The sequence below is a fragment of the Arthrobacter sp. ISL-30 genome, assembly GCF_018613855.1.
Taxonomy (GTDB): Bacteria; Actinomycetota; Actinomycetes; order Actinomycetales; family Micrococcaceae; genus Arthrobacter.
Window position 1 is genome coordinate 61,556 of the sequence record NZ_JAGGPK010000033.1, and the last position, 21,283, is coordinate 82,838.

The following is a 21,283-nucleotide window of genomic DNA, read 5'->3' on the forward strand; positions in this document are numbered from 1 at the left end:
TCCTTGGGTCCTAGACCTTGGCCTTGGCGCCGTTGGATGACGGCGCGAAGACGGGCGCCGCCGCCGTCGGCGTGGGCTCGGGCAACCGCAACGGCTGGGCCGGCCGTTTGGCGTCCGGGCTGACGGACACCACAGTGGGGTCCTTGATGCGGGTGCCGGTGGCGGACTGCCAGAGGTCGATGATGCGGATCATCGCGTCAGCGATCACCGGGTTGGGCACGCCGTTGGAGTGGTACAGCATTTCTGCATCGGCTTCATCGTTGAAGGCGCCGTTCTCGATGAACCACATCAGGGGCGAGAGCAGCCCGGCGAGTTCAAAGAGCTCGCGGCTTTCGCGCGGCGGGTTGATGCCAACCCGGGCGCCGATGGCGGCCAAACGGTCGGCCGGGTTGCCGTTGACGCCGGCTTCGGCCTTGAGATCCTTGACCACCGGCGTTTCGTATTCCACTGTCAGATGGAACCAGTTGAGCATGGTGACGTAGGCGAACTCCTCCTGGGCCAGCATGCCGCCGCGGCGCCGCATGGTGAGCATCTCGGATAGGGACTGGCACAGGTACGCAATGTAGCTGCGGTCAGTGGCGTTGGGGCCGCCGGAGTTCCGGTCGTTGAGGATGCCCTGCCAGACCTGGCGCAGCATTTCTTCCCAGATGTCGAAGAACCGGGCGTTGCTTCCGGCGCCGACGTCGCGCTTCCAGGGCTGGCCGTCCAGGGGTGCGCCCAGGGGGGAGTGGGACAGGTCGCGCCCGAACATCCGCCAGTAGGCGTTGCGCCGGTTCACGCGGGCGTCGGGACGGAGCTGACTGGAGACCCCCAGGATGTGGAACTGCGGCGGGTCGCGGAAGAACAGTTCCTCCGTGTTCCTGGCCCACACCAAGGTCTGGACCGACGGTGGTGCCAGCGTTTCACCCACTTTGTAGCGCCGGACCACTTCACCCAGGATTTCCACGATGCCGGTGTTCTCCAACAGAAACGCGTAGATGAGGTGGTCCCAGGGCAGTGCGGTGGTGGTCGCCAGCAGGGGGTTCACCTTGTAACCGGGTGGAATGGTGGTGCCCTGGGTGATGGCGCTGGGAAGTTCGGTCAGGAGCCCCGCGGGCATGCGGAGGCCGTCGATGACGGCCTGGTTACCGGTTGGGGCTGTCAGCGGTGTAGGCAGGTATTTGACCAGCCCGTTGACCGCGAAGACCTCCTCCAGCCAGCGGCTGAGCTGGACGGGATTGTGGGCGAACACCACTTCCGGACTCGGTATTGCTGTGGGGTTCACCAGGGTCGGGTCAACGACCAGACGGGCGAGGGTACGGAACATTGTGAGGCCTCCAAATGCTTCTGAATTTCAGCCCCGGTAGGGGAGTCCCAGCGCGATGGGAAGGTCGCGCCCGTCGAGCAGCTCAACGGTCTGCACCTGGTCCGACGTGATTTCCAGGCTGTTGTCCGCCAGCTTGTCCACGCGGTCTCCGCCGGTGGAACCGTCGAGGAACCGCACCAGGACGGTCTCGGCCGTGGGCGGCAGCGCCGCAAGGAACCGCAGCAGGTACCGCGTTGTGCCGCCCATGACCACGCGCCGTATTTCCGGTGGCGGGATGAGCGAGCCATCACGCTCCGGTCCGGTGCGTTTCCGGCTCCCCAGCGCGTTGCTGAGGGCGTTGAACTGAATCCCTATCCGGAGCTGGCCGGGCCGGATGTTTCCGGGCTGGGGCTCGTAGTGCTCCCGGCGTTTTCCGCTGGCCTGTTTCTCGATCTTTTCGAGCAGCATGGCATCCGTTGCCTGCCGTTGGCGCTGCTCTTCCAGCATTTGCCGGACCAGGGTGTAATCCGCCTCGCGCAGCTGCGCCTGCTCGGCGAAGATACTGCGCTGTTCGGTGAAGACATCCCGCATGACGCCGGCCATCTGCTCGGCGAACGCCTGCGCGGCGGCCAGCATCAGGGCTGCCGCTGCTGCCTGGTCGGCCGACTGGTCCTGGGTCTGGCGGTTGGACTGGCCCTTGCCCTCTTCCGGCTTGCCGCTTCCGCTGCTGCCTCCGCCTCCGCCGCTGGCTGCCTTGGCTGCGGAACTGCGGGCTGATGGGCGGGACACGCCCGTCTCTTCCTGTGCCATGACGATCGTCCTTTCCTTGCTGTTTGTCTGTAGTGGGTCAGGCTGCGGCGGCCGCAGCGCCGCCGATCCTTCGGAGCCAAAGTTCGACGCCGTCGTCGGAGCCTGTGGTTGACTGGCCGTTAAGCACCGTCCAGGCCAGCACGCGCATCGCCTCCAGGCGTTGCAGGTAACTGGAGGTGTAGAGGGAGGCGCCGGCCCGTTCCGCCAGGCGCGCCAGTTCCGCCGGGGCTACACAGTGCGGGTCAGCCAGTGATGAGAGCGGCACGCCGCCGAATGCTCGAAGGGGCATGCGGGTGCATATGTCCGCCAGCGCCGGCAACTGGGCCACGCTGGCCTTGCCGATGGCCTGGACGTCCCGCGACGCCTTGTCCAACGGATGCCGGAGCATCCACGTCCGGGCGATGTTGTCCCATGGACCAGGCCCGAACCAGGACCGGCACAGGCCAACGTTAAACAGCACCCGCACCCAACCGAACGGGTGCGGGTCGCCGATGGGCATCCGAAAAACCTTCGACGTCGACCCGTCCACCACGGTGGCCAGGCCCGGCAGCGGCGCGTACCCCAGGAGTGCAAAGGCATAGACGTCCGCGGCCACCTCGCTGGCCCAGCTCCGCCAGGCCTCGGCGGCCAGGACCGAAGCGGGGGCCATCCGGTCATAGAGGGCAGCTCCGAGTTCAGCCGTCCACCCTGTCATATGGGCCACCTGATGCCCGGTTTCGTGGATCAGGGAGGTGGGCCGCCACAGGTTGTGCCGGGTGATCTTGATGGCCGCCACGGGGGAGATGGACGCATCCCACAGCCGGGCACCGGAGCGGAGGATCGAGGCACCCATCCCCTTGTCCAGGTAGGTCAGAACCGGGGGTGTCGTCAGCCCCAGCGGCCGCAGCACCCTGTCCATGCTGTCCACGGCCAGGGCGTCCAGGCCCCGTAGGACGGCGCCCAGGCGCGGACTGGTCCGGGTATTGATGGCATCACCGTAAAAATCCAGGACCGTCTCCATCTGTTCGTAGCGGCGCCGCAGGCGCAGCAGGCCGGCGCGGATCCCCTCCAGCTCGTCCGGGCCGGCGGCAGTGGCTAGCCTGGTGCTGAGGACGCCGGCCTCGGCTGCGACGCCGGTGGCGAGCGCGCGCAGGCTGGCACGGATGCTCAGCCCCATGTAGCTTTCCAGCGCCTGCCACGAGGCGGAGGAGGCGAGTACTTCCAGGTCGGTCAGTGCGGTGCTGGCCCGATGCCAGTGCCGTACCTCCAGGACCAGGGCGTCCTTTTCCGCCGCGACGTCATTGCCCACTGGACTTCCAACCCGCATGCACGGCCACTTCGGGCGGCTGGACCGTTCCTCCGAGCTTCTCCTTGGTGAGGTCCTGGAAGGTGATGGAGAGGGTGACGCCGTTTGCTGGCTCCGCCACTGCCGCCGCCAGCTGGGCTGCCCGCTGGGTGAGGAACTTGGAGAGCGCTGTGGCCAGGGCCTTGAGCAGCGCGTCCACGGGTGCTGCCGCGTCGGCGGCGTCCTTCGCCAGGGCATGCCGCACCATCCGGGCCGCGAGGATCTCCGGCAGCCGCGGTTCATACAGCTGCCGCAGCGCGGCCAGGACCGAGGGAAGATCCCTCCTGGTGGCCGGGGATGAGGGTTGCAGCAGCGCCAGCATTTGCTGGGCCTGCCGTTCGGAGAGCCGCAGCTGCACACGCAGCCGGCGCCGGGAAGGTTCCATCACGACGAGGAGCCGCCGCGGCAGCCGCCTTGCCCGCTTGAGCCGGCCTAGGGCAGCGGAACGGATGCGGAAGTACCGGCGTCCGACGTTGGGCCTGGCCCGTCCGACTGCCGCTGTAGCCGCGCCCAGTACGGCCGTCGCAGCCGGACCAGCGGCCCGACCCAGGCCGGGTTCCCGTAGCAGGAGTCCGGCAATCTCCGGGGTGAGGAGCTGGAACTCGGTGCTGTCCGGGGCCAGCGACTCGTCCGTGCCCTCGTCCTGGGTCAGGTGGCCGAAGTGTGTGCCGGGGATCGCCTCATACAGGTCCACCTCTGCTTCCAGTGGCCACCTGCGGACGCCGCGGTCCAGGAGATGCCCCTCCAGGGTGCCGCCGTCGGACCAGCGGATGGCTCGTGCCGCCTGCCGGGTGATGGGAACGGCGAAGACCCTGCTGTATTTGCGGAACCGGTACCGCGGCTTCGCCGAGCGCGGCATCAGCACCCATACTCCGCCTTCGCCGGCGGTTTCGCGTTCCGGCAGGTCCTGGTGCAGGACTTTGTCCGGCAGGTAGGCGGCCGCTGCTTCCACAAAGGCTTCCTGTACGGCAGCGGCGAGCTGCAGTTGATCCTCGAACACGGATTCCGGCAGTTCCAGGAGCCTCAGCGTTGCGCCTTCCACCGTGGAGGCCACCGCCTCAGCGGCCAACATCCGGTCCGACTCCGCTTCCGTCTCGAAGCCAAAGACCTTCAGGCCCAGGTCTGCCACGGGAGTGGCGAGTATCCGGGCAGGGCCTTCGCCGATCAGCCCCTTGGCGAGGTTGGCGAGGATGTCCGCGATGAACTTGACCACGCGTTGCCTGCCGATGATGGAGATGCCCAGCTTGATGAGCGGCTGGACGGCCATAACAGCGGGGAGGAACTGTTCGATCTCGGCCGTCGGCGCGCTGCCGTCCGGCATCGCAGCAAGCCGCTCCGTGAACCTGGCGCGCGCCGCCTCCAACGCTGCCAGCGAGTCGGTGGATTCGTAGTCGCGGGGCTCGAAGAAGCTCTCGCCCAGTTCCTCCTCGGCGTCAGGGGCGTACAGCAGGGAGGTCACCTCAAGCTCGAAGACTTCGGCCAGGCCCTCCGCCGAGGCGTGGTCCTCGGCTTCGGCTTCGGACACCCCGAGCTTCGCGGCCAGCTTGCGGGCGAAGGGCCGGATGCTGGCAGGCAGCCGGTTCATTGCCGCGTTCACCACGCGCTTGAGGAGCGGCCGCACCAGTCCCTTAAGTTTGCTTAGCAGCAGGTTCACGGGCAGGACCTTGCCTACGGCGGCGATGCCCTTCTTGACGAGACCGACGGCGCCGCCCACCAGTTTCTTGCCGGCCCGGATGAGCCCGCCCAGAAAGCCTTCGTAGCCCGTGAGCCCATAGAGGGACTGGCTGCCGGCGGACTCCAGCAGCTGCTCGAATTCCTGCGCCGGCATGCCGTAGAGGTCCGGGCCCAGCAAACGCTCGGCGAACCCGTCAAGAACACGTTCCGCCTCGGTTGCAACGGGTTCTATCCAGTCTTCCAGGGAGGCCTTGGTGTCGGCTTCGGCGGGGAGGGAGGACCAATTCCGCTGGTCCGCGAGCTGGTGGGCTGCTGCGTCATCGATGAGATGCTCCAGCGAGTCGATGAAGTCTTCATCTTCCAGTTCCGCCAAAAAGGCAGCTGCCTCTTCCACCTCGGGTGCGAACGCCTCGGCAATGAAGCGGGCCGGGAAGGGGGAATTCAGGGTGGCCTCCGGTTCGGCCTCAGAGCTGGCGGGGGCAACGGGAGGTTCGGCCAATGACAGGCCGGAGAAAAGCGCCTCGCTGGTGTAGCCGGACTGGACGTCCATGACTGCCTCCTTACAGGTGGGGACTCCAGATTGGGGCTGCGCTGTTGTTCCTGCGTCAATCGTCTGTAGTTATTTCCGTCGTAGTTTCCGTACCTGTTTCCGCAACCGGAGGCTCGAGCTCGGCGATCAGTGATTCCAGCAGGGCAACTAGGTTTGTCGAGCCGAAAACCACCTGGTTCCGCGGGGTCCCGTTGGTGGTCAGGACCCGAATAATCACCCCTTGTGGGGTGCGCCAGGCCCGCAGTACGATCACGGAGTATTCGGCAGTCATGGCGGCCATGATCCGCCGGAAAGCCTTAGCGGGCATCAACATTGCGTAGCGATGTTGATCATTGTCACGTACTACCGTGGCAGGTCTCACATACTTTGTCTGCGTCCGATAGAACCTGGGGTCCTTCAATGACGTCTGCACCCACCCTTCCGGCACCTGGCAGCGCCATCCGGCCACGGCTGTTCCTCCTGAACGGGTTCGCCCTGTTCCTGGCCGAGGACCGCGTCCGGCTTCCCCTTCACGCCCAGCGCGTCCTGGCCTACCTCGCGCTCGCCCGCCAGGACGGGATGAAGTGTTCACGGGATGCCCTGGTGGGACGGCTGTGGGCGGACTCCACCATGGAGCACGCCCACGGAAGCCTCCGCACTGCCCTCTGGCGGATCCGCTCCATGCACGCCGACCTAGTCCTGGCCGGGCGCAGCGAACTGGCGCTAGGCCCGCAAGTATCGGTGGATCTCCAGCAATGCCGGGACCAGGCAACCCGGCTGCTGTCCGCCGAGGCAGCACTCTCGGCAGACGATACCAACAGCTCCCCGCTTACCGGGGAGCTTCTTCCATCTTGGGATGAGGACTGGCTGCTGGTCGAGCGGGAGCGGCTGAGGCAGCTGCAGCTCCACGCACTCGAGGCGCTCGCGGTCCGGCTCCGGAAGCTGGGCCGCTACCCGGAGGCCATCGACGCGGCCCTGCGGGCCAAGGCAATCGAACCACTGCGCGAGTCAGTTCACGTGGTACTGATTGATGTTTGCTTTGATGAAGGCAACATAGCCGCGGCCCATGAGTACCTCAGGCAGTACCGGGCGCTCCTGAAGGCCGAGCTGGGCCTTCAGCCGTCACCGCAGCTGATGGACCGCTTCCGGCAGCCGGCTCCGGTTCAGTGACCTGCAATGGGTCGGGGAGTTGCACAGATCCTTGGAGCTGCAATGAGCCAGGGAGCTGCACACCGCCGGCGGCGGCCCCGAGGACGCGCACCACCCAGCCTTCGGCCTGCCACGCCGCAGCGTCCAGCATGTTCCGAGCATCCCGCACCCGGCACCACCACCGTGGACTGCACCGCCACCGACGCCACGGGCAACCAGGTCACCGGCGGCTTCACCGTCACCGTGGTCGGCGCCGCCGGGCAGCTGGAGGACCTCGAGGCGCTGATCATTGCCTATCCGCTCAAGGACCGTGGAGGCGAGCCTGATGAACAAGATCACCGGCGCCCAGGACGCGGCCGCCGCCGGCAAAACTGATGCGGCGTGCAGCAAGCTGCCCGACTTCCTCGGCCAGGTCGCCGACTTCCGGGCGGCCGGCAAGCTCACCGCCGCGCAGGCCACCGAACTTAGCGCGGACGGTACCCGGATACGAGCTGCCCTCGGCTGCTGAGCATACGAGCAACCGAGGCCCCGGCAACCTCCCCGGGGATTGTTTAAGCACCGGAGGTGACCGAGATGTGCCCGGAGCGCCCATAGACACCGGAATGCTCCGGTTCAGGGCAGGGACTGGGCAACCGGAACGGGAATGCTGCCATCCGGCGGCACTGCGACCCCTATCCCGGACTTCACGACCGGCTTGCACGAGGGCAGGTCGAAGAAGCCCGAGGAAGCAGAGGCCTCCAATGATCCCCTGGTTCCCACGAAGACCCCGGGCCGGGCGCCGGCTTCGACCCGTTGCAAGAGCAGATTTGTCGGTTCGCAGACGACGTCCACGACTGTTTCGGTCGCCCTCCTGAAGGCGGGAAGGATTGCCTCTTCTACAGCCTTTCTCAGGCCAACAGCGCAGAAGAGCGATAGTGCAGCGCCGGACGCAGGGTCGGAACCCGCCCTGTTTGGCGGTGAGCTGGATACTCTCATCTCAGGTGAGGGCCGGGGCGAGGACTATGTCAAAGCGGGCGCGGGCCCAGGGCTGGCTATTCACGTCGCGGTCTCCGGAGTGGAGTGCCGGCGGGCTGCGTTTCGAATTTCTTAGTCAACGGGTCTTTGACGCCGAAGACGGAGTCGCCAATCTCGATCTGGGGGTCGCCCTCGACGAAGATGTGCGTCACGAGGGGGCGCGGGCCTCCAGCGTGACCATGAAGTGCAGATGGGAAGCGCGCACAGGGGAGCGGTGAACGACCGACAGGCCCGCCGTGGGGGATGGGGTAGGGGTGAGGCCCAGAACGCGTACTTTCCGTCCTGATCGGTACTCAGGTGGGCGCGGCCGGCCATGCGCTGGTAGGGCCTCCAGCCGGGGGACGCTGTACATACACCTGTTGGAGGTGGCTCGGACGGTTGTCCTCGCCGTGCTGTAGGAAGTTATCGCCGGCCGTTTTCTGTGGCCGGATCCTTATGCCGGGCAGTCTTTCTACCGGTCTATCCGTTCATTGGTCCCTCATACGGAGGGGGCATGATTGCGTTGGTTCCGGGCGTCAATAATGGGTTCCGGGCGTCAATAAGAGGAGAGCCGCGTTGACCGCTGGACAAGTCGTGGCCGCCCTCGTTATGGGCGGAACCGGGGCGAGCGGACCCAGGATGACCTGCAGCCACTGTCTTCATGCCCTTCTCTGCGCGGGCATGTGGGCCACTTGCGGCGTGCTGTTCCACCCGAGTCCACAGGGGATTATGCTGTGGCAACGGGTAAGAAGTGCCAATACAAGAATTTCGCACTGACCCAGAATGGTTTGGGGGGCATCATGGATACGACACCTTCATACAGTGAAGGTCCAAGGCAACACCAAGCCCCGAACCAGATGGTCAACAGCTACGTCACCCTGCTCAAGCAGGTGAGGGATGCCGGCTTCCTGAAACGCCGCCGCGGGTTCTACATCGTCCTCTTCGCCATCCTGATGACTGCCTGGGCAGGTACGTGGACCGGCTTCTTCCTGCTTGAGGACAGCTGGTTCCAGCTGCTCATTGCTGCGGGAATGGGCGTGGTGCTGACTCAATTTGGATTCCTGGCACACGAGGCAGCACACCGCCAGATCTTCGCGTCCAAGGGAATGAATGATTGGTCAGCGCGACTGATCGGCAGCGGGTTAGTGGGCATCAGCTATGCCATGTGGGTGCAGAAACACACAAGACACCATAATCACCCTAACGTGATCGTCAAGGACCCCGATATCCACACCGGCGCCATCGCCTTTCATCCAGAGGCTGCAGCGTCACGCCGGGGAGTCATGGTGCACATAACGCGGAGGCAGGGATGGCTGCTGTTCCCGCTTCTGTTCTTCCTGGGTGTGAGCCTTCATGTCGATTCGTTGAAGTATCTGGTCCGCCGGGGAAGCGTTGATCACCGGTGGGTCGAGATCCCGCTTCTGGCGGCGCGCCTGCTGGTTGTTCCCGTGCTGGTGTTCTGGCTTTTGCCCCTGGGCATGGCGTTCGCGTTCCTGGGCGTGCAGGTGGGCGTGTTCGGGTTCTACATGGGGGCGTCGTTCGCGCCGAACCATAAAGGCATGCCCGTCCTGCCAGCCTCCAGCAGGGTTGATTTCCTTCACCGCCAGGTACTTACCGGGCGTAACATCGCCGGCGGCTGGTTCATGGACACCCTCATGGGCGGGCTGAACCGCCAGATCGAACACCACCTGTTCCCGGACATGCCCCGCCCCTACCTGCACCGCGCCGCCGCGCTGGTGCGCTCCGCCTGCATGGAGCACGGAATCCCGTACAGCGAGACCAGCCTCATCGCCTCCTACGCAATCGTGGTTCGATACCTGAATGCCGTCGGTCTCTTTGCGGGTGGTTCGTTCGAATGCCCGCTAGTGGAAAGCTTCAGGCCACGCTAAGCCTTAGAGCCGGTCGGCGCCGCGCCGCGGACGGCAAAAGGGGGGAGGATTGAAGCGTACCGAGAGGAAAGTGAGCAATGATGACATCGGAACCAGTCACACCAGACACCCCGGAAGGGATCGAGCCCCGGGGCGGCCCCTCCCGCTCCCTCTGAGGCAAGGCCAAAGCCAACTCGATCCGCGGTGGTCTGGGTGGCCGTGGTCACGGCCCTTATCCTGCTCGTGCTGCTGATCATCTTCATCCTGCAGAACCAGGAACCTGCCAGGTGATGTTCCTGGGCCTCGAGGGCACGCTCTCCCTGGGAATGGCCCTGTTCATCGCCAGCGTCGCAGGGGGAATAGTCGTAGCTGTTGCCGGCGCTGCAAGGATCGTTCAACTCCGCTCCAACGCCCGCAAGGTACGGATGCTTCACAAACGTGGCTGACCGCTGCTTCACAGGACGATGAAGGTGATGCGGATGTCGTTACCGAACGGTGCTGGCGGTGGCCTACCCGAGCATGCCAGCCCTTGGTGCTGGGCTTCGACCAGGACGGACTTGTGGGCGTCGATTTGCATGATTTCACCGTCGATCTGGAGTGGAATTGGATCGAGGGTGATGAATTCGTATCGGCTGACCCTTTGTTGGGCTCAAAGCCCGATAGTGACTGCCCGAAGAGTCATTAAGGCGATGCGCCAATTGCGGGCATGGGGCAGCATGATGACCTCGAACTTTCCATCGTTCGGTTCCCCTGTTTCACTGACCTTGCCATATTTGGCCATATACGGGATGTTGGCTAACAAAACGCTGTCGAACTTGGCGGGGGCACCGTCCTCACGCGCGATCTCAAAGGGTGTGAGGCCTGAAAAGGCAGGACGACGGATACGAGTTCAGAGAGCACGCCCTTGGTGCCTCCTTCTATGCCGATGGCGATGGCGGGTGTGAGCCCGAATCCGATGTACGAGTGGGCGTACCGCGACCAGGCCTCAGGCCCTTCGGCGACCTGCAGCCGCAGAAGATCGAACCGGCGGACCTCGCCTGCGACGATGGCCTCGATCAACGGCATCCGGCGGGTGCTGCGCCAGTGGTCGTTGGCGTTGCCCCCGGTCAAAACCGCGCAAACGGCGTTGCCCCCGGCGTCCACAACGCCGTTTATCACCTCGTTGTACCCGCCGTCGCCACTGACAGAGACGATCAAGGGTCGCCCCGAAGACGATCTTTCGCACGCCAATGCCCTGCCATGCCCGGCGAAGCCAGTCCGCCGCAGGCTAACGGGCATCGCCGGCAGCCGGCTGCCCAACTCCTCGCACAACTGTCCGGCCAAGCCGCCCGCATCGCTGCTGCTGGCGGGATCGAATATCAGGACGATCCGATCAACCGCTCCGGAGGGGGAGAATCAGTCAGGACTCTTCACCGCCAAGGTTCCGGCCCGCGGGCAAACCTGCGTCCGCTGACCTCCTCCGGGGTGATCTCAACATAGATGTACTTGATCGTCGGGATCCAGGAGTGCAGCGGCAGCTTCTTCGCGACTTCGATGTCGATTTCCCGTTGCAGTGAACGCGCGGTTCCTTTGACGATGACGCTCCAGGCCGCGTCAGCGGTGAAGCCGTCGGTTTCCAGCGCCACATGACGATTGATTGTCAGGCTAACAAGTTTGCTGCCTTGGGCCGTCCTAAAGAGAATCACTCCGTCATGCGCCAGATAATTGATGGGGAAGATTTCGGGCTGGTCACCGACGCTGACCGCCAAACGGCCAAGTTCGGATGCTGCCAGCAGATCCCACGACTCCGCCGCGTCCAGAATGACCATCGGGTTCTCCTGGTCAGCATCCATCTCGTCTCCCGTTCTGTCCCACGGCCTGTCCTTGACCTGCACGCCGAACAATGCGGCGCAATTCATTCTCCCCCCGCCTAGCCAGCCAAGGAAGATCCGCTTCCACAGCCCCCGATCAGAATCTGCAAGACGGATACTTCCGGACCGATCCACCGGTGTGCATACGCTGGACTGCCACCTGCGATCCAGAGGGCAAGGATTATCCAGCTTCTTTGAAGCACCAGCCTGGGGAGCCTGAAGGCGGATGGACGCTCACGGAGCGGGCCTGGCTCAAGGAACTCGAGCGAGAGGACCAGGAGCAACGTGCCAAGGCTGTGTTTCTAAAAAAGCGGCGGCATACTTCGCGCGGGAGCCACCGTAGTGGCGAAGTATGAATTACGACGCCTAAAGGTGGGCGCATCATTCACAGGCTGTACTGAGGGCCATTATTGGGTGCCGACTGTGCGCACGGCACGGGCCAAGTCCTTACGAGAATCCCCGAATTCATGATCTGAGGGACAGTTACACATCCTGGCTGCTTCAAGACGGCGCTAACCTGTTCACGATCTCACGGCGGCTGGGGCTGGTCAGGCCGTTCCGCAAGAACGCCGGTGAGAGCGGCGATGGTCGCTGCGTCCGGCCTTGTCTGCCCTGGTTCCCAGTGGGTTGAGGTGTAGACGGCGAAGAGGACGCCGATGGCCTTTGTGTCCTCGCCGAGGCAGTGAGCGACGGTGCGTGCGATGGCGCAGGAAAATGGGCAAAAAAACGGTGTGGACAATGTCCACACCTTGGGCGGCGGACTGAGCCGTACATCGGCCGGACTGGCTCGGACTGCCTTTGCTTTCAAGAGTTCCCAGCCTTTACAAGGGCTGGAATCTGGTTCGAGTCCCACCTCGGGCACACGTTTTCCCCCAGGCTGGGGGCCTTTTAAGGGCCTTTAGCCCCGTGTGCAAGAGGGTGCAGCCGCTGTCCGTGATCTCCTCGCATCAATCACCGAAGCCTCTACCGCCAGCTAAGGGCCCAGAACTTTTGTATCGCCCCAATCGTGGGCAATGTCGGCCGAAAGCGACGTCTGATCCGCTTGATGCTTATCAGGCTGCCGAGTCGGTGCTGGCCGGCCGCGCCGTGGCGACCCCGAAGTCACGGGACGGGGCGGTGGAGTCCGTGCGGGTGTTGCGCGCGCAGCGTGCCACCGCCATGCGGGCCCGGGTCTCGGTGATGACCCAGATCAAGGCGCTCCTAGTGACCGCACCCGAGAGCATTCGCGTCCGATACCGGGGGATGAGGCGCCCGGCGTTGATCCCTGCGCTGGAGAAGACACGGCCGCCGGGGAACCGGTCGAGCCGCTGGCCTGCACCGCGATGGTGCTGAAACGATTGGCGGTCCGCTGCCGGAACCTGGAGCAGGAGCTGGCAGTGATCGATGCCGAACTCGACGCCATCCTCGCTGTCCACGCGCCGATGCTGCGTGATCTTCAGGGCGTGGGGACCGACGTTGCCAGCTGGCTGCTGGTCACGGCGGGTGACAATCCCGAACGGGTCACCTCCGAAGCGAAGTTCGCTGCACTGGTTGGCGTTTCCCCGATTCCCGCTTCATCAGGCAAGACGTCCCGTCACAGGCTCAGCCGTGCCGGGGATAGGCAGGCGAACAAGTCCATTCGCCATGTGGTGCTCGTGCGAATGAGGTGGGACAGCCGGACCAGGGCCTATGTGGCCAGACGGCGGCAGGAAGGCAAAAGCACCAAGGAAATCATGCGCTGTCCCAACACCGCGCGGTACGGCTGAATCGTCTGCGCCGCCAGCGGTTCAAACGGTCTCGTCGTCATGATTCCCACTTTTCATGAGGGTACTGGCGCGCCTCCGGCCACCATGATGCTTTTCACGTTCCACGGATACAGGTGTGCGCAGTGTGCCCACGCCTTCGAGCTCGAGTTCGAGGATATCGCCGGGCTGCAGGAACCGTCCGATCTCGACGCCGGCGCCGAAGCCCATGGTGCCGGATCCAATGATGTCTCCAGCTGCAGGCGGTCGGCGATCGACACGTGCGAGCAGCTCGGCCGGGGTAACACAAAGTCCTCGACCTTCGTGTCGGACAGCACCTCACCGTTGATACGGACCTGGCCTTTGAGCCCTTCGATGGAACCGATTTCGTCCATGGTGGCCACCCATGGACCGATGCCGTAGGCGAAGTCCTTGCTCTTTTGCGAGCCCATGCCAATCGGCATCTCAAGGGCCTGCACATCACGGGCACTGAAATCGTTGAAGATGGTGATGCCAAAGAGGTGGTCGAAAGGCTCGTCCAGGGTGAGAGATTCAGGATCGCCTTGGAAATCGCGAAGCCTTTGGCGATCTGCGCCAGCGGAGCTTCGTGCTTGAGTTCGGTGCCCAACGCATGGGAAGGCGAAAAGGATCCCGTTGGAGTCGTTATTACGCCGCGGGTACGACTACATTGTCATGTCAGTCACGTTTGCTTGTCATTTAGTGTGACTGACTTTGTAGCGTGGAAGCATCCCCGAACGAAGGATGACCATGCCGCAGACGATAGATACCGCCAGCAAGCACGAACATGTCCAGAGAACTGAAAAGCTTCCAGAAGCCGGATCCAAGCTAGGCCGATTATCTTTCCTTGGGACTCTTGGCGTCGACCTGCCCGCCTCCCTTGTTGTCTTCCTCGTCGCGTTGCCGCTGTCCCTGGGAATCGCAGCGGCCTCCGGCGCGCCGGTCATGGCCGGCCTCATCGCCGCGGCCGTGGGAGGTATTGTCGCGGGATGCCTTGGCGGGGCACCTCTGCAGGTGAGCGGTCCCGCCGCGGGCCTTACCGTCGTCGTCGCCGGACTTGTTGAGGAGTTCGGCTGGCCGGTGACGTGCGCGATCACGGCCGCTGCCGGCGTCGTGCAGTTGCTGCTGGGAGTCAGCCGTGTGGGACGTGCCGCCCTCGCCGTCTCTCCCGTGGTGGTCAAGGCGATGCTGGCAGGCATTGGCATCACGATTGTGCTGCAGCAGCTCCAGGTGCTGCTGGGATCCAAGTCGGCCGACTCTGCCCTGGCCAACCTTGCCGCGCTGCCGGCCGCCATCACCAATGTCGAACTCCACGCGGCCCTGCTCGGGTTGACGGTCGTGGCCATCCTTCTCGGCTGGAAGTACGTCCCGCGGCCTGTCCGCCGGATTCCCGGTCCGCTGGCCGCCGTCGTTATCGGAACTGCGCTCTCAGTGGCCATGGCGCCCGGAGTTGAGCGTATCTCCTTCAGCGGTTCCCTGTTCGACGCCATTTCGCTGCCCAACCTGCCCGACGGCAGCTGGCGCGCCGCCGCCTTGGCGGTCATCTCCGTGGCCCTGATCGCCAGCATCGAGTCTCTGCTGTCGGCGGTCGCCGTGGACAAGATGCATAATGGCCCGCGCACCAACCTTGACCGCGAGCTCGTCGGTCAAGGTTCAGCCAACATGGTCTCGGGCATGCTCGGCGGCCTGCCCGTCACCGGGGTCATCGTCCGCAGCGCTACCAACGTCGAGGCCGGGGCGGCGAGCCGCACCTCCGCCGTCCTGCACGGTGTCTGGGTACTGGTGTTCTCGGCGCTGTTCGCCGGCCTGATCCAGCTCATCCCGCTGTCCGTGCTGGCCGGGCTCCTCGTGGTGATCGGCGCGAAACTCATCAAGATCGCTGACATCAAAATGAGCCACCGCACGGGCGACTTCCTCGTCTACGTGGTGACGCTCGGCTGCGTCGTCTTCCTCAACCTGCTGGAAGGCGTCATCATCGGTCTGGCGCTTGCCGCGGCCTGCGTGCTCTGGCGGGTGCTCCGAACCCAGATCCAAGCGCACGAACCCTCCACGCCCTCGGCTCCGTGGCGCGTTACCATCGCCGGTTCATGCAGCTTCTTTGCCTTGCCGCGGCTGAACCGCGTCCTGCACTCCGTGCCCGAGGGCAGGAATGTTGTGGTGGAACTCAACGCCGACTACCTGGACCATGCCTTCCGCGAGGCGCTGCTGGCGTGGCAGGACCAGTACCGCGCTTCGCGCGGCACCGTCCTGCTGGAGGAACACGGCAACACCGTCTTCCGCGACGCTGCCTACCGGACACCGCAGCGCCAGGAGCCGCGGGAGTTCCCGCTGCCGCCTAGGGCGGCGTGGCAATCCACCAGGGTTTCTGATGTGGAGAGCCCATCTTCCGGCGGCATTCAGTCCGTAGCGGACGACGACGTCGAGCGGCTTCCGCTGCGGTCCATCCTGCTAGGCATCGACAAATATCACCGCCGCTTCGCGGACAAGGTCCGCCCCCTGGTGCACGACCTGACCGACGGGCAGAACCCTGACACCCTGTTCGTCGCCTGCGTGGACTCCCGCGTTAACCCGAACCTCATCACCAGCAGTGGACCCGGCGACCTGCTGACGCTGCGCAATATCGGCAACGTGGTCTGCGGCGAAGGTCAGGATGCCTCCATTGATTCGGCGCTGTCCTTCGCGGTCAAGGGCCTCTCGGTGGATTCAATAGTGATCTGCGGGCATTCCAACTGCGGCGCCATGAAGGCCGTGATTGCCGATGCCGAAGGTAAGGGAAATCCCGCGCTGGGCGATGGATTCGATGCCTGGCTCGATCACGCCCGGCCAAGCTACCGCGCACTGCTCGCGGAGCATCCTGTGGCGCGGGCAGCTGAAGCGGCCGGCTACAGCCTGGTGGACCAGCTGGGCATGGTGAACGTAGCAGTTCAGCTGAGCAAGCTGGAAGACCACGTGGTCATCGGACCGGCCCTGGCAGAGGGCCGTGTGCAGGCCACCGGCCTGTTCTTCGACATCACCACGGCCCGTGTGGTGCTGGTTACCCCAGAGGGTATCGAGCAGTTGGACGCGAGTGGAATGGTGCCGCAAGCAACCTAAGCCCTATACCACGGACCCGCCGTGCTGGGGAGCGGGACGGCGGGTCCGTGGTGTCTTGGGACGCTCCTCCCCGGCAGCCGCCAGTTAGCGTACGAGCAGCTTTTCGAAACTCTCTGTCTGGGGAGGTGTGTGAGCAGCATGGAGCCGATCCGACAGCCCTTCGGCTACCCGCCTGACGTCAAATTTGGGGTGTACTTCGACCATACAACTGGAGATGTGGGGCACTGCCCCTGGGTGAGGCTAGCATGCAGGGGAAGCTCGTCTTCGGAGTTTCGCCGAGTCCGACCAGGAACTCATATGCGTATGCACTACATCGGCCTCGCCGCGGTTCGTGCCGCCCGCGGTCGCCCTACGCGTTCCCTGCGAAAGCTTCGAGTGGCGCTGGCCTTCATGGGTAGTCCCGAGCCAGGATCGGCGAATTCTGCACCGAATTCGGCTGCACTCGCCAAACCCCGTACCGGCACCTGTCGCCTAAGGCGTGCCTGATGGCGGGACTTTGTCAGGCTGGACTCGGCAAATCTTCTGAAGAGAACAGGTTCAGCGCGGGCAGGGACAGATCCCCCGTTTCGTTTGTGAGTACGGGGGATCTGTCCCTTAGTAACGGTCGCTGATGACCGTCAGTGATTTCGGGTCACCACATGGCCTTGTTCAGGGGCGTTACCGTGAGATTTTCGAGCCTTGCAGTTCCGCCTTCCGAAAAGACGGACAGGTCGTCTGCTCCTGCCGCTGGAAACACTTGGTCGGTTAGAGTTGCGAGGCCGTTTTGGGCAAAAACTTCGACGGACGCCCTGTCCACATAGAGCCGGAGGCGCAGCTTGCCGTTGATGAGCTGCACGGGGACATCGTCGACCGAAGCAAAAGCCGGATGAAAGCCCTCATTACCGGAGTTTGTCCTGTCGATGAAGACACGTCCGCTTTCAGTTCTGTAGCCGATACATGTTGCTTCAGTTCCGTTGCCCAGTACCTTCAGGCCGAAGGAGGACGCGGTTCCGGGGGAGAATTCGGCATCAATTTGAACGACTTCCCAGAGATGGGCAGATTGCTTGTCCCCGGCTGGATGTCCTGGGCCTGGGTTGTGGCGTATGCCGCGGCCGTGTTCTTCAGCGTTTCAGCCTGAGCGACCACTTTCTGTGTGAGCCGTGGCCCCTGCGGGGTTTGGGTGAGGAGCACTTCCCGGGGCAGGGCCATGGTGCCGCGCCAGGTGGTGGTGGGTGTGGCCTGTCCATAATCCCAGTTGTTCATCCAGCCCAGCATGATCCGTTTGCCGTCCGGGGCGTTGTTGAAGGAGACAGTGGCGTAGTAGTCCCGGCCCCAGTCCAGCCAGTCGTGCTGTTCCTGCCGCGTGATGTCGGATGCGACGAACTCGTCGGCCTGAATGTGCCCCCAGCCGCCGCGGTTGTTGTCCACGATCCTGACGGTGGCCTGGCTGCCCTTGAACTCGCTCACATCCCAGGTCTTCCAGTCCAAGTGTTCGGAATCGGAGCCAGTCGCCGTGCGGACCGTCTGTCCGTTAACCACGAGGTTCACGGTTGTTTCACTGCTCCTGGGTTTAGCCGGCTCCGAACCCAGCACCATGTTGTCCAAGGTGAGGTGGCCCCACGGCCCCGTGGCGTTGTCTACGATTCGAATGCGGGCAATCTGACCGCAGTACTGTGACACATCCCAGTTTTTCCAGTTCAGGTCACCCGAATTCGTCCCGGTGGTGGTGGTGTGCACCGGCACGCCACCCACCAGCAGTTCCACTTGGAGCTTCCCGTCGGCCCGGTTGCCGCCGCCCAATAGGAACCCGATGTTGGTATTGGTGAGATAGAACTCTGGTGATGTGATGGTTCCGACGTTGTCGTCTGCCTTTGAACCACCTTCGAAGGTGTTGATCCGCTTTCCGATGGCAAATTCACCGCCCCCAGTTGAAGGGTTCCGGGCAGCCTCGAAGTCCCCGGTGAGCTGCCAACCGGCGTTGGTGAGGGTCCCGGGATAGTCGAACCCGTCGAACAGCAGGTAACCCGGAGGGGCCTGGTTGCCTGATTGCTCCCCGGGCTTCTGCGGGTGGTTTCCGCCTCCGGCCAGGAAATTGACGTAGTCCCTGCCCACAGTGAAAGGCGCCGACTCCATGCTGCCCACGGGGGAGTCGCCGCCATGGAACCCGTTCACCAGGCCAGCCCCGATGAACCCGGTGACTTCCTGCTGTGCCGCCAGGGTGCCGGTGGCAGGGGAACTGCCCCAGGGCCCGGATGGGTTGGAGGGATCGTTCTGCACGTTCCAGCCGCTGTAGCTGCCGCCGTTGAAACCGGCCACCACGGTACCGGGTGGTGGCACATCGGCAGGGTCGGTGGTTTCGGAAGTGAATGTTGTGCCGTTGAAGGAGCCGACAAAGTACTGTCCGCCGCTTCCCCCAGCCACCGCTCCCGGATTGATGTTCACCACGAGCACCCATTTGATGTTGTTAGGGTCCCCGTCCACGGCGAGGGGAAACAAGTCCGGGCATTCCCACTGCCCGCCCGTTGCATTGGCGGGCTTGAAGTCATCCAGATAATTCCAGTTCTTGAGGTCATTGCTCTTGTAGAAGAGGACCCGGTGTTCGTTGGCTTCCACGGCGGACATCACCCAATAGGACCCTGCAGGGCCCTGGTACCAAAACACCTTTGGATCACGGAAATCACTCGTGTTCCTGTTCAGCACCGGGTTGCCCTGGTACTTGGTCCAGGTTTGCCCGTCGTCCGTGCTGTAAGCAAGGGACTGGGCCTGCTTCCCGGCCAGCGTGGGATGGGCGCTCGTGAAGTGGCTCGTGTACACGGCAACCAGGGGAGGATTCTGAAGCGTCCCGAAACGGCTGGTATTTTGCGTGTCCACAACAACCGAGCCGGAGAAGATGTCCTCGACAGACTGTCCGGTCCCATTGAACGTTTGGGCAATTGCCAGAGGCTTTTCCTGCCAATGGAGCAGGTCAGTTGACGTGGCATGCCCCCAACTCATGTTCCCCCAGGTCGTTCCGTTGGGGTTGTACTGGTAATACATGTGGTAGACGCCGTTGTGGTAAACGAGTCCGTTGGGGTCGTTCATCCAGTTCTTTTGTGGCGTGTAGTGCAGATATGGCCGGTATTGCTGTGTGGCCGGGTCCGGTTCGGTGGCCTGGGCCGGGACGGGCGCCATGGTGAGGGCCGAGGCAGCCAGTAGCGCCGCCGTCGTTATTATTGCCCACCCTGTCTTTGAACGACTAATCATCATCGATTTGTCCTCTGTCTCTATGACGTTTTAAGCAGCTGCTCTTCCCGCCTCCACGCCCCTGCGCTGGGCAGGTGCGTGGAAGCGGAGCGGACTGGCTAAGGGGTGGCGCGGAACGAGTATGAACTCGTGTAGTGAGCAAACTCGGCCGATGTGCCGCTGTCCAGGATCTTGGTTCCGGTTGTGGAGGCGTCAAGCACCACGGTGTTTACGGGCACAGAGGCGACCGTGTTGTTGGATGCAATGTAGTTGTTCGCGCCCGAGGCGACCAGGACGATAGTGGGCTTTTGGCCCTGCGGCTTCACTGAGGCGGAGGGTACGTCGTAGGAGAAGTGGTTCCCCGTGACCGTATTGGCGCTGCCCGCAATGTGAACCAGCCCAAAGAGGTCGTCCAGTCCGTTGGTGTAGGGCTTGAGGGGATCGAACGGTTCCATTTGCCGGAGGAAGTGGTTGGCGCCAAGCAAGTTTTCGGTGCAGCTGCCTTCGAAATTCACCATGCCCGGGTAAAAGGCATGGAACCGGTTGGCGGTGATAGTTGAACGGGTGCAATTCTTGAAGTGCACGCTGCTCTTGCCGCGGGGAAAGACGTTGTTGCCGGTCACGAGCAGGCCCATGTGTCCTTCGGCGAAGATCGAGAAGCCAACGTAGCCTGCGCCAATGAGGTTGTCCGTGACCTTTGAGGCCTGCCCCGAGCCCGGGAGTTCGATGCAGCTTCCGCACTCGGCCAGGAAGTTGCCGCTCACGCTCAGGGCGTCCGTGTCTCGCACAACGAGGCCGTGTTCCAGGTAGACCATGCCCATGCCTTCGATGCGGCAGGCGTCGTTGGCGGAATCAAACCGGATGCCCGTTTTTCCGTTCACGTATGAGTTTTGGTTGGAGTTGAAGGACACGCCATCGAGGCAGAAGTTCTGGAAGACGATGGAGCTTAGCCGGGGGTCTCCGGTGCGGTAGACGCGGAATGCATCGGTATTTCCGTCCGTGTTTTCTACGCGGATGCGGCTGCCGCCGGGGTTGATTTCATGCCAGCCGGAGGTGTTGCCGGCGTTGTAGCGGATGCTGCTGGACGTGAATCCGTGCCCGGAGCCGCGTATGGTCAGGAAGCTGATATCCACATTAACTCGGGTCTTGAGTGAGTAGTCGCCCGGGGGGATGTAGACGACGGCACCTGGTTTTGAGGCTTGGCTGGTCTGTTGGGACTTCACATCGGCAATGATGCTGTTGATGACGAGCCCGATGTCGTTGTAGGGGGTGGCTGAGGGGTTTCCTGGAATGGACCAGGTGGTGACGTCATAAACAGTTGTCAAGCTGATGCTCCTACTTCGTTGGGGGAATGCGTAGCTGGTTGGGCTTAAGCGGGCGAAGGCAGGGCTAAAGCACCCCGATGATGTGCCGGTGGCCCGCCAGCTCAGGAGAGCCTTGCCCTGGTAAAAACTCTTGCCCGGCCTCGGCTTGGTTGGTGCTCGTTGCGGCAGCATGGCTGGCCGCGCATAGGGCAGTGGCTATCGCGGCCAAGGAAGCCGATCCCGCGCGAAGCACTGTTCTGCGGTCGGGCTGGTAGGGGTGGGCTTGCACGTGAAACTCCTTTGTTTGAGTTCGGTGAGAAGGCCTGGACCCGCGGAAAAGGGCGCTTTTGTGGAGAAGTTTGCGCAAAGTGGCGCGATCTGCCAAAATGCCAAAACGGTTTTTCTGGGGCCGGGCATTACGTTAGGGCCTCTTCTCTCCGGTCGTCAATAGCCGACATGGGTCA

At 63.6% G+C, this 21,283-nt stretch carries 23 protein-coding genes and 1 pseudogene; 7 read left to right on the plus strand and 17 right to left on the minus strand.

From position 1 onward, the window contains the following. Positions 1-10: 10 nt before the first annotated feature. The 5 genes from J7E82_RS14060 to J7E82_RS14080 are packed head-to-tail and all read right to left on the minus strand — an operon-like array spanning position 11 to position 5,950. A complete protein-coding gene (locus tag J7E82_RS14060; protein ID WP_214863675.1) occupies positions 11-1,306 on the minus strand; it encodes a hypothetical protein in 1,296 nt (431 codons plus the stop codon). Positions 1,307-1,333: 27 nt separating this feature from the next. Beyond that, complete coding sequence (locus tag J7E82_RS14065; RefSeq protein WP_214863677.1) at positions 1,334-2,095, minus strand: hypothetical protein; 762 nt, start codon at positions 2,093-2,095, stop codon at positions 1,334-1,336. A gap of 37 nt (positions 2,096-2,132) precedes the next feature. After that, the gene (locus J7E82_RS14070; protein WP_308113832.1) at positions 2,133-3,383 is read right to left on the minus strand and encodes a hypothetical protein; all 1,251 of its coding nucleotides are present in this window, start codon (positions 3,381-3,383) and stop codon (positions 2,133-2,135) included. After that, entirely contained in the window at positions 3,373-5,643 is a 2,271-nt protein-coding gene (locus J7E82_RS14075) for a hypothetical protein (protein ID WP_214863681.1), read from the minus strand. Before J7E82_RS14075 ends, J7E82_RS14070 begins: the two co-directional genes overlap by 11 nt. A gap of 55 nt (positions 5,644-5,698) precedes the next feature. Beyond that, positions 5,699-5,950: a hypothetical protein gene (locus J7E82_RS14080; protein ID WP_214863683.1), complete on the minus strand. Its 252-nt coding sequence runs from the start codon at positions 5,948-5,950 to the stop codon at positions 5,699-5,701. A 92-nt stretch (positions 5,951-6,042) separates the two neighbouring features. Here J7E82_RS14080 and J7E82_RS14085 point away from each other — a divergent pair, with 92 nt between their 5' ends. The 3 genes from J7E82_RS14085 to J7E82_RS14095 are packed head-to-tail and all read left to right on the plus strand — an operon-like array spanning position 6,043 to position 7,279. Further along, positions 6,043-6,792, plus strand: coding sequence for a BTAD domain-containing putative transcriptional regulator (locus J7E82_RS14085; RefSeq protein WP_214863684.1), 750 nt, complete (start codon positions 6,043-6,045; stop codon positions 6,790-6,792). Between the two features lie 42 nt (positions 6,793-6,834). After that, positions 6,835-7,146: a hypothetical protein gene (locus J7E82_RS14090; RefSeq protein WP_214863686.1), complete on the plus strand. Its 312-nt coding sequence runs from the start codon at positions 6,835-6,837 to the stop codon at positions 7,144-7,146. After that, entirely contained in the window at positions 7,097-7,279 is a 183-nt protein-coding gene (locus J7E82_RS14095; protein WP_214863688.1) for a hypothetical protein, read from the plus strand. The genes J7E82_RS14090 and J7E82_RS14095 overlap by 50 nt, the downstream gene beginning before the upstream one ends. Positions 7,280-7,383: 104 nt before the next feature. On the opposite strand, the gene J7E82_RS14100 is transcribed toward J7E82_RS14095, so the two are convergent. Beyond that, positions 7,384-7,746: a substrate-binding domain-containing protein gene (locus J7E82_RS14100; RefSeq protein ID WP_214863689.1), complete on the minus strand. Its 363-nt coding sequence runs from the start codon at positions 7,744-7,746 to the stop codon at positions 7,384-7,386. Positions 7,747-7,802: 56 nt separating this feature from the next. Next, on the minus strand, positions 7,803-7,937 hold the full coding sequence (locus J7E82_RS21055) for a hypothetical protein (protein ID WP_285289736.1): 135 nt from the start codon (positions 7,935-7,937) through the stop codon (positions 7,803-7,805). A gap of 627 nt (positions 7,938-8,564) precedes the next feature. Between J7E82_RS21055 and J7E82_RS14110 the strand changes: the two genes are divergently transcribed. Continuing rightward, on the plus strand, positions 8,565-9,653 hold the full coding sequence (locus tag J7E82_RS14110; protein ID WP_214863691.1) for an acyl-CoA desaturase: 1,089 nt from the start codon (positions 8,565-8,567) through the stop codon (positions 9,651-9,653). A 266-nt stretch (positions 9,654-9,919) separates the two neighbouring features. Continuing rightward, positions 9,920-10,078: a hypothetical protein gene (locus tag J7E82_RS21230; protein ID WP_308113833.1), complete on the plus strand. Its 159-nt coding sequence runs from the start codon at positions 9,920-9,922 to the stop codon at positions 10,076-10,078. Positions 10,079-10,086: 8 nt separating this feature from the next. Here the strand turns inward: J7E82_RS21230 and J7E82_RS21235 are convergent, their stop codons facing one another. From J7E82_RS21235 to J7E82_RS20750, 5 genes are all read right to left on the minus strand, one after another. Beyond that, positions 10,087-10,209 (minus strand): hypothetical protein, encoded by a 123-nt coding sequence (locus J7E82_RS21235; protein ID WP_308113834.1) that lies wholly within the window; start codon positions 10,207-10,209, stop codon positions 10,087-10,089. A 218-nt stretch (positions 10,210-10,427) separates the two neighbouring features. Further along, positions 10,428-10,955 (minus strand): acylglycerol kinase family protein, encoded by a 528-nt coding sequence (locus J7E82_RS21240; protein ID WP_308113835.1) that lies wholly within the window; start codon positions 10,953-10,955, stop codon positions 10,428-10,430. An 86-nt stretch (positions 10,956-11,041) separates the two neighbouring features. Further along, entirely contained in the window at positions 11,042-11,530 is a 489-nt protein-coding gene (locus J7E82_RS14125; RefSeq protein WP_251041888.1) for a pyridoxamine 5'-phosphate oxidase family protein, read from the minus strand. 481 nt (positions 11,531-12,011) lie between these two features. Beyond that, on the minus strand, positions 12,012-12,221 hold the full coding sequence (locus J7E82_RS14135) for a hypothetical protein (protein ID WP_214863693.1): 210 nt from the start codon (positions 12,219-12,221) through the stop codon (positions 12,012-12,014). 313 nt (positions 12,222-12,534) lie between these two features. Beyond that, the gene (locus J7E82_RS20750) at positions 12,535-12,897 is read right to left on the minus strand and encodes a hypothetical protein (RefSeq protein WP_251041889.1); all 363 of its coding nucleotides are present in this window, start codon (positions 12,895-12,897) and stop codon (positions 12,535-12,537) included. On the opposite strand from J7E82_RS20750, the gene J7E82_RS20755 reads away from it, so the two are divergent. Beyond that, complete coding sequence (locus tag J7E82_RS20755; RefSeq protein ID WP_308113837.1) at positions 12,859-13,227, plus strand: IS110 family transposase; 369 nt, start codon at positions 12,859-12,861, stop codon at positions 13,225-13,227. The two genes, J7E82_RS20750 and J7E82_RS20755, sit on opposite strands and share 39 nt — an antisense overlap. Positions 13,228-13,248: 21 nt before the next feature. On the opposite strand, the pseudogene J7E82_RS20760 reads toward J7E82_RS20755, so the two are convergent. After that, positions 13,249-13,682 (minus strand): annotated as a pseudogene (locus tag J7E82_RS20760) (fumarylacetoacetate hydrolase family protein). A gap of 289 nt (positions 13,683-13,971) precedes the next feature. Between J7E82_RS20760 and J7E82_RS14155 the strand changes: the two are divergent. Beyond that, a complete protein-coding gene (locus J7E82_RS14155) occupies positions 13,972-16,314 on the plus strand; it encodes a bifunctional SulP family inorganic anion transporter/carbonic anhydrase (RefSeq protein WP_214863695.1) in 2,343 nt (780 codons plus the stop codon). A 631-nt stretch (positions 16,315-16,945) separates the two neighbouring features. Here the strand turns inward: J7E82_RS14155 and J7E82_RS21245 are convergent. The 4 genes from J7E82_RS21245 to J7E82_RS14170 form a co-directional block, all read right to left on the minus strand. Beyond that, complete coding sequence (locus J7E82_RS21245) at positions 16,946-17,398, minus strand: GH32 C-terminal domain-containing protein (protein ID WP_308113840.1); 453 nt, start codon at positions 17,396-17,398, stop codon at positions 16,946-16,948. Then, complete coding sequence (locus tag J7E82_RS14160; RefSeq protein WP_308113838.1) at positions 17,281-19,539, minus strand: glycosyl hydrolase family 32; 2,259 nt, start codon at positions 19,537-19,539, stop codon at positions 17,281-17,283. The genes J7E82_RS21245 and J7E82_RS14160 overlap by 118 nt, the downstream gene beginning before the upstream one ends. Before the next feature lie 95 nt (positions 19,540-19,634). Beyond that, the gene (locus J7E82_RS14165) at positions 19,635-20,840 is read right to left on the minus strand and encodes a NosD domain-containing protein (RefSeq protein ID WP_214863697.1); all 1,206 of its coding nucleotides are present in this window, start codon (positions 20,838-20,840) and stop codon (positions 19,635-19,637) included. A gap of 64 nt (positions 20,841-20,904) precedes the next feature. Further along, complete coding sequence (locus tag J7E82_RS14170; protein WP_214863698.1) at positions 20,905-21,108, minus strand: hypothetical protein; 204 nt, start codon at positions 21,106-21,108, stop codon at positions 20,905-20,907. Between the last annotated feature and the right edge of the window lie 175 nt (positions 21,109-21,283).